General features: G+C 68.5%; 7 protein-coding genes. 6 read left to right on the top strand and 1 reads right to left on the bottom strand.

The window, feature by feature from the left end; translation table 11 throughout:
- The 6 genes from C2I19_RS20415 to C2I19_RS20390 all read left to right on the top strand — a co-directional run.
- The coding region (locus tag C2I19_RS20415; protein ID WP_199181307.1) for an FUSC family protein at positions 1-1,439 on the top strand (1,439 nt) is incomplete at its 5' end.
- Positions 1,429-1,629: a DUF1656 domain-containing protein gene (locus C2I19_RS20410; protein WP_103904427.1), complete on the top strand. Its 201-nt coding sequence runs from the start codon at positions 1,429-1,431 to the stop codon at positions 1,627-1,629. The genes C2I19_RS20415 and C2I19_RS20410, both read left to right, overlap by 11 nt.
- A 22-nt stretch (positions 1,630-1,651) precedes the next feature.
- On the top strand, positions 1,652-2,515 hold the full coding sequence (locus C2I19_RS20405; protein ID WP_103904426.1) for an efflux RND transporter periplasmic adaptor subunit: 864 nt from the start codon (positions 1,652-1,654) through the stop codon (positions 2,513-2,515).
- Positions 2,516-2,596: 81 nt separating this feature from the next.
- Positions 2,597-3,031 carry a MarR family winged helix-turn-helix transcriptional regulator gene (locus tag C2I19_RS20400; RefSeq protein WP_103904425.1) on the top strand — a complete coding sequence of 145 codons (435 nt, stop codon included), beginning with the start codon at positions 2,597-2,599 and terminating at the stop codon, positions 3,029-3,031.
- Between the two features lie 30 nt (positions 3,032-3,061).
- On the top strand, positions 3,062-3,634 hold the full coding sequence (locus C2I19_RS20395) for a cysteine hydrolase family protein (RefSeq protein WP_103904424.1): 573 nt from the start codon (positions 3,062-3,064) through the stop codon (positions 3,632-3,634).
- Positions 3,631-4,578, top strand: a complete 948-nt coding sequence (locus C2I19_RS20390) for an FUSC family protein (protein ID WP_103904423.1) — start codon at positions 3,631-3,633, stop codon at positions 4,576-4,578. Before C2I19_RS20395 ends, C2I19_RS20390 begins: the two co-directional genes overlap by 4 nt.
- Here the strand turns inward: C2I19_RS20390 and C2I19_RS20385 are convergent.
- The coding region (locus C2I19_RS20385; protein WP_103904422.1) for a bifunctional diguanylate cyclase/phosphodiesterase at positions 4,575-7,579 on the bottom strand (3,005 nt) is incomplete at its 5' end. The two genes, C2I19_RS20390 and C2I19_RS20385, sit on opposite strands and share 4 nt — an antisense overlap.

The following is a 7,579-nucleotide window of genomic DNA, read 5'->3' as shown; positions in this document are numbered from 1 at the left end:
CGGCCGCCTTTTTCGAAGCCGGCAATGTGCGCGCGCGCAGCAATCAGCTGCACGCCTTCAACGCCACCTTCATGGCGGCGCTGACCACCTTCCACACGCTGCACCGGCAGATGGAGCGGCTGCGCGCCGACGCCGCCTCGCCGCTGCCGGGCCTGCTCTATCCCTGGTTCGGCCAGGCTTCCGCCGCGCTGGAGCTGGATGACGGCCCGGCGCGCACCGCCCTGGAAGCGGGCGAGACATTGCGCCGGCTGGAGGCGATGCGGCCCGAGCTGGCGCGCGGGCTGGACGAGGCGCGCGAGACGCTGCTGGCCATGCCGCACGACGAGACGCAGCGCATAGAGTTCGACACCGCGTCCGAGCTGCTGCTGCGCTTCGTCGATGAAATGCTGGCTTTCACCTCCGTCTACCACGGCCTGAAACAGCGCAATCCGCGGCAGGTGGAGGCGCTGGCCTATTCGCCGCGCACGCCGTCCGCCATCGCCTTGGCCAGCGGCGCGCGCGCGGCGCTGACGCTGCTTGCCCTGTCCCTGGCTTGGTACTGGCTGGCCTGGCCCAGCGCGCTGGGCGCGGTGCTGCTGGCCACCATCTTCTGCGGCCTGGCCTCGTCTTCGCCGCGGCCCACGGTGATGGTCAAGCAAATCCTGATCGGCTTCGCCGTCGGCACGCCCTTGGCCTATGTCTGCGCCTTCATGGTCTTGAGCCAGGCGGGCAGCTTCCCGCCGCTGGTCTTGGCGATGGCGCCTTTCCTGGCGCTGGGCTGCTATCTGAAGTGCCTGCCCAAAACGGCCGGCATAGGCAGCGGGGTGGCGCTGGTGATCGCGCAGGCGGTCGATCCGCAAAACATGATGCGCTACGACGCGGCGGCCTTCTTCAACGACGGCATCGCCCGCCTGCTGGGCCTGGCGCTGGCGGCGCTGTTCTTCGTGCTGGTGTTGCCGGAGCACACCATGGGCTCGCGTCGCCACATCGCCGCCGTCTTGTGGCGAGAGGCGCGCGCCACCTGCCGCGCCGCGCTGCCGCATCTGAAACAGCGTTTCGGCAACCGCGTGCGCGATTTGCTGAACCAGCTGAACGCCGCGCCCGGCCCGCGCGACGATCCGGCGCGCCAGGCTACCGTCAGCCAGGCCGTCACCTTGCTGGAGCTGGGTCTGGCCATCGTCGATCTGCGCGAGCAAGAGGCGGAGGCGCACGCATCGGTGCGCCAGCCGCTGCGGGACGCGGTAGCGGCGCTGGACGGCTATTTCGCCGCCCCGGACGAAACGACGCGGCGCTCGGCGCTGGCCGTTTTGCGAGCCGGCGGGCCTCGCATCCGAGAGCGGCAGGCCGTGGCGCTGCCGGATGAGGCGGCGCGGCTCAAACGCATGCTGGCCACACTGCATCTGATCCACACCTCGCTGCTGGACGCGCTGCCTGATACTGGAGAACACCATGCCGCGTGAAATCGCCGTCTACGGCATTTTGCTGCCCACCCTGCTGCCGCTGTTCGTGCTCAGTCTGCTGTTGCAGGCCGGCGCGGACTGGCTGCTGGGCAAGCTGGGCGTTTACGAGAAGGTCTGGCACCCGGCGCTGTTCCGCTGGTGTCTGCTGGCCGTGATCTTCGGCGGCCTCGCGCTGCCGCTTTACCGTTGAACCCGTTTCCTGGACTTACGCCATGCGCGCCAATACCGTCATCCGTTATCTGATCACCCTGGCCCTGCTCGCCGCCGCTGTCTGGATAGGCAAGGCGCTGTGGGACCGTTACATGCTGTCGCCGTGGACGCGCGACGGCCGGGTCAAGGCCGACGTGGTGTCGGTCGCCGCCGACGTGTCCGGCCTGGTGACCGAGGTGGCGGTCAAGGATAACCAGGCGGTGCGCAAGGGCGACGTGCTGTTCGCGATAGATCCGGCGCGCTACCGCGCGGCCTTGGCCCAGGCCGAGGCCGCGCTGGCAGGGCACAAGGCGGACAAGACCCGCCGCGGCAAGGAGGCGGCCCGCCGCGCCAGCCTGGACAGCGCCATTGTCTCCACCGAGAGCCGCGAAAGCGCGGACTTCGCCGCCAGCGCCGCAGACGCGCAATACCAGGCCGCGCTGGCCGCGCGCGATCTGGCCGCCTTGAACCTGAGCCGCGCCGTGGTGCGCGCGCCGGCTGACGGCTATGTCACCAACCTCAACGTCCATGTCGGCGACTACGCGGCGGCCGGCGCCGCGCGGCTGGCGCTGATAGACAGCCACTCGTTCTACGTGGACGGCTATTTCGAGGAAACCAAGCTCGCCAACCTGAAAGTAGGCGAGCGCGCCGAGGTGACGCTGATGAGCGACGGCCGCAAGCTGGGCGGCCGCATCGCCAGCATCGCCCGCGGCATCACCGACCGCGACGCCGCCACCGGCCGCGAGCTGCTGGCCGACGTCAATCCCACTTTCAACTGGGTGCGGCTGGCGCAGCGCGTGCCGGTGCGCATCGAGCTGGACGCCTTGCCGAAAGACCTGGCGCTGATCGCCGGCCAGACCTGCACCGTGGTCATCGCCGGTCATTGATCCGGCGCGGTGGCCGTCCAGGGGGGCGGCCTATTTCATGAATAAATTGCTATATAAAAATAGCTATGTGAAAATAGCTATATGAATGAAATAATCTCTACGAAAGACGCCACCCGGCTGCGCCAGCAGCTGATGAGCATGACGCGCCGGCTGCGCAGCCAGGGCAGCCAGGATGTGCTGCCGTTTGGCCTGCTGACCGTGCTCGGCGCGATAGACCGCGCCGGCGGCGACATCACGCCGTCCGAGCTGGCCCGGCAGGAGAATATGCGCTCGTCCAATCTGGCCGGCGCGCTGCGCGAGCTGGAGGCCGCCGGCTTGATCCGAAGAAGCCCTGATCCGCAAGACGGCCGCCGCGTCCGCGTGGGCCTGTCCGAAGCCGGACTGGCCGCGCTGGGCCGCAACCGCCGGCTGCGCGACGGCTGGCTGCAGCGCGCGCTGGACAGCCTGAGCGCGGAGGAGCGCGCCGCGCTGCTGCGCGCCGGAGAATTGCTGGAGCGGCTGGCCGCCGCCGATTGATACCGTCCTCCCTCAATTAAGGAAACGCCTATGAAAACCGCGCTGCTGACGCTGGACTACATCCACGACATCATCCACCCGCAAGGCCGCATCGCCCGTTGCGCAGGCCATGCCGCCGAGCGCGGCGTGGTGGCTGTCGCCAACCGCGCCATCGCCTTGGCGCGCGCGCGCGGCTGGCCGGTCATCCACGTCAAGGTGGGTTTCTCGCCGTCCTACGCCGAAATGCCGCAGGGCTCGCCCATGTTCAGCCGCGCCCGCGAGTTCCAGGCGCTGAATCTGGCAGGCGAGGGCACGGCTTTCCATGCCGATCTGGACGTGGGTCCGCAGGACGTGGTGGTGGTCAAGCACCGGGTCAGCCCGTTCTACGCCACCCCGCTGGACGCGGTGCTGCGCGCGCAGCGCATCGAACGGCTGGTGATCGCCGGGGTCAGCAGCACCTGGGCGGTGCAGTCCGCGGCGCGCGACGCGCACGACCGCGACTACCAGGCGCTGGTGCTGGAGCCGGCCTGCGCCGCGGCGACGGAGGAGGAACATCAGCTGTCCATGCGCCAGCTGGCCGCCATCGCCGGCATCCTTTCGCTGGAACAGCTGGAAGCGCTGTGACGACGCGGCTGCGCCGGCTATGGAGCGAGCATTGCGACGGCTATCTCGCCGCGCGGGTGTCGGCTCTGATCGGGCCGGCGCTGTTGCTGGGCTTGGCCGGCGGCGGCGAAAGGGCGCTGCAGGGCGGCATGCTGGCCGTGTGCTGCCTGATCGCGATGGAGCGCGGCCGGCTGGATTGGCGGGGCGGCCTGGTTCAGGCCGCGTTGGCGCTGGCGGGGTGTCTGCTGTTGGCCGGGCTGTGGCCTTGGCCGATCGCTTTCGCCCTGGCTTGCGGCGCGGCCGCCGAGGCGGCGGGCAGGCTGGGCGCGCGGCGGGCGCGCTGGCGCTCCGTCGCCAACTTCACCTTCATTCCCGCGCTTTACCTGGGCTATGCGGCGGCGCAGCCCAGCGGGCGCGGCGCGGCTGCGTTGCTGCCTTCTCTGCCATGGCTGGCGGCCGGCGCGCTGGCGGCTTGGCTGCTGCATGGCCTGGCCGGGCGAGGCGGCGCGCCGGACGGCAAGCCCGGCGCGGCGCCGCAAACCGGCGTCGCTTTCGCTTGCGTCGGCCTATTGGCCTGGTTGGCGGCTCATTTTCAGCTGGCTTGCGGGCAATGGCTCATATGGTCCGGCGCCAGCGTGTGCGTCGGCGGCTTCGCCGCCATCCGCGCCAAGTGCTGGCAGCGGTTCAGCGGCGCCCTGGTCGGCGTGCCCCTGGGCATGCTGCTGGCGTTGGCGCTGCATCCGTGGCCCGGGCTGCTGATGCTGCTGGGCGCGGCCGCGATGCTGACGTTGGCCTTGTTCCGCGCTTATCGGCCGGCTTTTGCCGCGCGCAGCGCCTTGGCGGCACTGCATCTGAGCCTGGTCGGCGGCGCGGCCGCCGTCCGTTTGCTGGACGTGGGCCTGGCTGCCGCGCTGGTGCTGCTGGTGTTGGCCGCAGGCGCCTGGCTGGCGGATCAGCCGCCTTAAGCCGGCAATCTGTCCTGCGATTGAACCAGCCGCTGCGTCATCGCTTCTTCGCTCAGCGGCGAGCCCAGCAGATAGCCTTGCATCGCCTCGCAGCCCAGTTTTTTCAGGAAGGTCTGCTGTGTTTCGCTTTCCACGCCCTCGGCCAGGGTTTCCATGCCCAGCGCGCCGGCCAGATGGACGATGGCGCTGACGATGGCGGCGTTTTCCTCGTCGCCGGGCAGGTCGGTGATGAAGGAGCGGTCTATCTTGACCGTGTCCGGCGCGAAGCGCTTCAAATAGGCCAGGCTGGAGTAGCCGGTGCCGAAGTCGTCCACCGACAGCCGCACGCCCATGGCCTTGATCACCGCCAGTTGGCGCGAGGCCAGGTCGGCATCGGTCATCAGCGTGCTTTCCGTCACCTCCAGCTCCAGGCAATGGCCGGGCAGCTGGTTTTGCTGCAACGCCTCGCGCACGTCGTCTAGGAAATCGTGGCGCATCAACTGGTGGGCGGACACGTTGACCGCCACCCGCAGCGGTCCCAGTCCATCCGCCAGCCATCGACTGGCCTGGCGGCAGGCCTGGTTCAGCACCCAGCGGCCCAGCGGCACGATCAGGCCGGTGTCTTCGGCCACCGGAATGAAGCGGCTGGGCATGATCAGACCCTGTTCCGGGTCGCGCCAGCGCAGCAGCGCCTCGCAGCCGAGTAGGCGCTGGCCCGCCATATCGTATTGCGGCTGGTAGACCAGGTAGAGTTGTTCCTGCTCCATTGCCCGGCGCAGCCGGTTTTCCATCAGCAACCGCTCCGCCACCTGGGTGTTCATCTCGCGGGTGTAGAAGCGGAAGGTGTTCCGGCCATGGGCCTTGGCGTGGTACATCGCCAGGTCGGCGTTCATCAGCAGGGCCTGGATGTCGCTGCCGTCGTCCGGCATCAGGCTGATGCCTATGCTGCAGCTGACCACCAGCGAGTGGCTGCCGATCTGGAACGGCTGCTGCAGGGCGCGCAGGATGCGCTCGGCGATCTGCGCGGCCTCGCTGGGCTGGTTGATGGACGGCAGGATCAGCACGAATTCGTCGCCGCCGGTGCGGCCGACGGTGTCCACGCCGCGCACCGAGGAAGCCAGCCGGCGCGCCACCTGCTTCAGCAGCTCGTCGCCGGCGCTATGGCCCAGCGTGTCGTTTATGTTCTTGAAGTGGTCCAGGTCAACGAACAGCACGGCCAGCTGATTGTGCAGCAGCTCTGCCTGGCGGATGGCCTGGTGCAGCCTGTCGTTGACCAGCACCCGGTTGGGCAGATCGGTCAGCGCGTCGTATTCGGCCATGTGCTGCACCCGCGCCTCGTGCTCCTTGCGTTCCGATATGTCCGAAAACAGTGCGATGATGTGGCTGACCGCGCCCTGCGCGTCCTGCAGGATGCTGATATTGACCCAGCACGGGTAGCATTCGCCGTCCTTGCGGCGGTTCCAGATCTCGCCGGCCCACTGGCCGCGCTGCTGCAGCGTTTGCCACATTTGCTGGAAGAAGGACGGGTCGTGGCGCTCGGCGAACAGCAGGGACGGTTTTTCGCCCTGCACTTCGGCCTCGCTATAGCCGGTGATGTGGCAGAAGGCGCGGTTGACGGTCAGGATGCGGTTGTCCGGATCGGCGATCAGGATGGCCTCGTTGCTGGATTCGAACACCTGGGCGGCCAGCCTGAGCTGGCGCTCGGTGGCGCGGCGGGCGCTGATGTCGCGCGCGGTGGCGCACAGGTAGTCTTCGCCCTCGTAGCTGAGCTGGTTGACGGTGATTTCCAGGTGCAGCGCGGCTTCGCCATCGGGGTGGAGGGCTTCGAAGGTCAGCGGAAAGGCGCCGGCCGGGTGGAGGAAGAGCGCGTCGGTCAGCGCCGGGCGCTGGCGCAGCGCCAGATTGCAATACACGATCTCGCCCTGGCTGTTGCGCAGCGCCACCATGTCGGTGGCGTTGTCTATCATGAAGTGGCTCAGCCTCAATTCGCGCGCCTGCTCCTTCAGCGACAGATGGCTCTGCGCCAGGTCCTGCTGGTAGCGCCGCACCAGATTGCCGACCCAGCGCACGAAATACCAGCACAGCAGGCCGGCGCTGAGCATGGCCACCAGCGTCATGGCCAGCGTGGCGGCGATGCGTTCGGCCAGGCGGCCGCGCAGTTTTTGCGCGGCGCGCTGGCTATCGTCTTGTATGGCTTGCACCCGCATGCTGGTGACCAGGGTCCAGTCCCAGCCCTGCAGTTGGCGGGAATAGGCGAGATAGCGTTCGCCGGCCAGGCCCGCTTCGTCGCGCCGGCTGTATTCGATAAAGCCGCCGCGCTTGCCCAGTTGCACCAGCTGCAGCACGCGCTGCCTCTCCTCCGGCGGCAGCACCTCGTAATGGCGGCCCACCAGCGAGGGCTGGCTGGGGTAGAGCCGGATCAGGCCCTGACGGTCTATGATCATCAGTTCGCCGCCGCTTTGCTCCAGCCGCATCCGTGCCAGCGTGTCCAGCCCTTGCTGTTGCAGCGCGGCCTCGACATTGCTGATGTATTCGCCGCTGCCAATCAGCCAGTTGTAGTGTGGAAAGCGGCGGGCGTAGGTGATCTTGTCGTCCATGTGCTTGCCGCCGGGCAGATACCAGCGATAGGCGGAGAAGCCGCGGCCGGAGGGGCCGGACACCGACTCGATCAGGCTTTTCATGATGTAGCGGCCGCGGTCGTCGCGGTTGTCCAGCAGCGAACTGCCCTCGCGCTGTGGCGCGGTGGGCAGCAGCACGCAGCGGCCGTCCAGGGTATCGATGAAGAAATAGCCGCGGCCGTCGAAATAACGCAGCGGCCTGAGCGCCGCGATGATCAGTTGCTGAACTTGTTGCGGACTCTGGCGGCCCTGTTCGCGGCGCCAGATGGCGTCCGCCAGTTTCCAGGCCTGCTCCACCTGCTCCTGCAGCTGGGCGCGCATGGTGTCGTTGGTGCGCTCGCGCAGCGCGGACAGCAGCAGCGCGGCGTGGTCGGTGTAGGCCTGCAGGCTGCCGCGCGCGCGCG

It is taken from the genome of Chromobacterium alticapitis (genome assembly GCF_002924365.1).
Taxonomy (GTDB): Bacteria; Pseudomonadota; Gammaproteobacteria; order Burkholderiales; family Chromobacteriaceae; genus Chromobacterium; species Chromobacterium alticapitis.
Note: the sequence above shows the minus strand (reverse complement) of the source record. Positions and strands in the feature narration are given on the sequence as shown.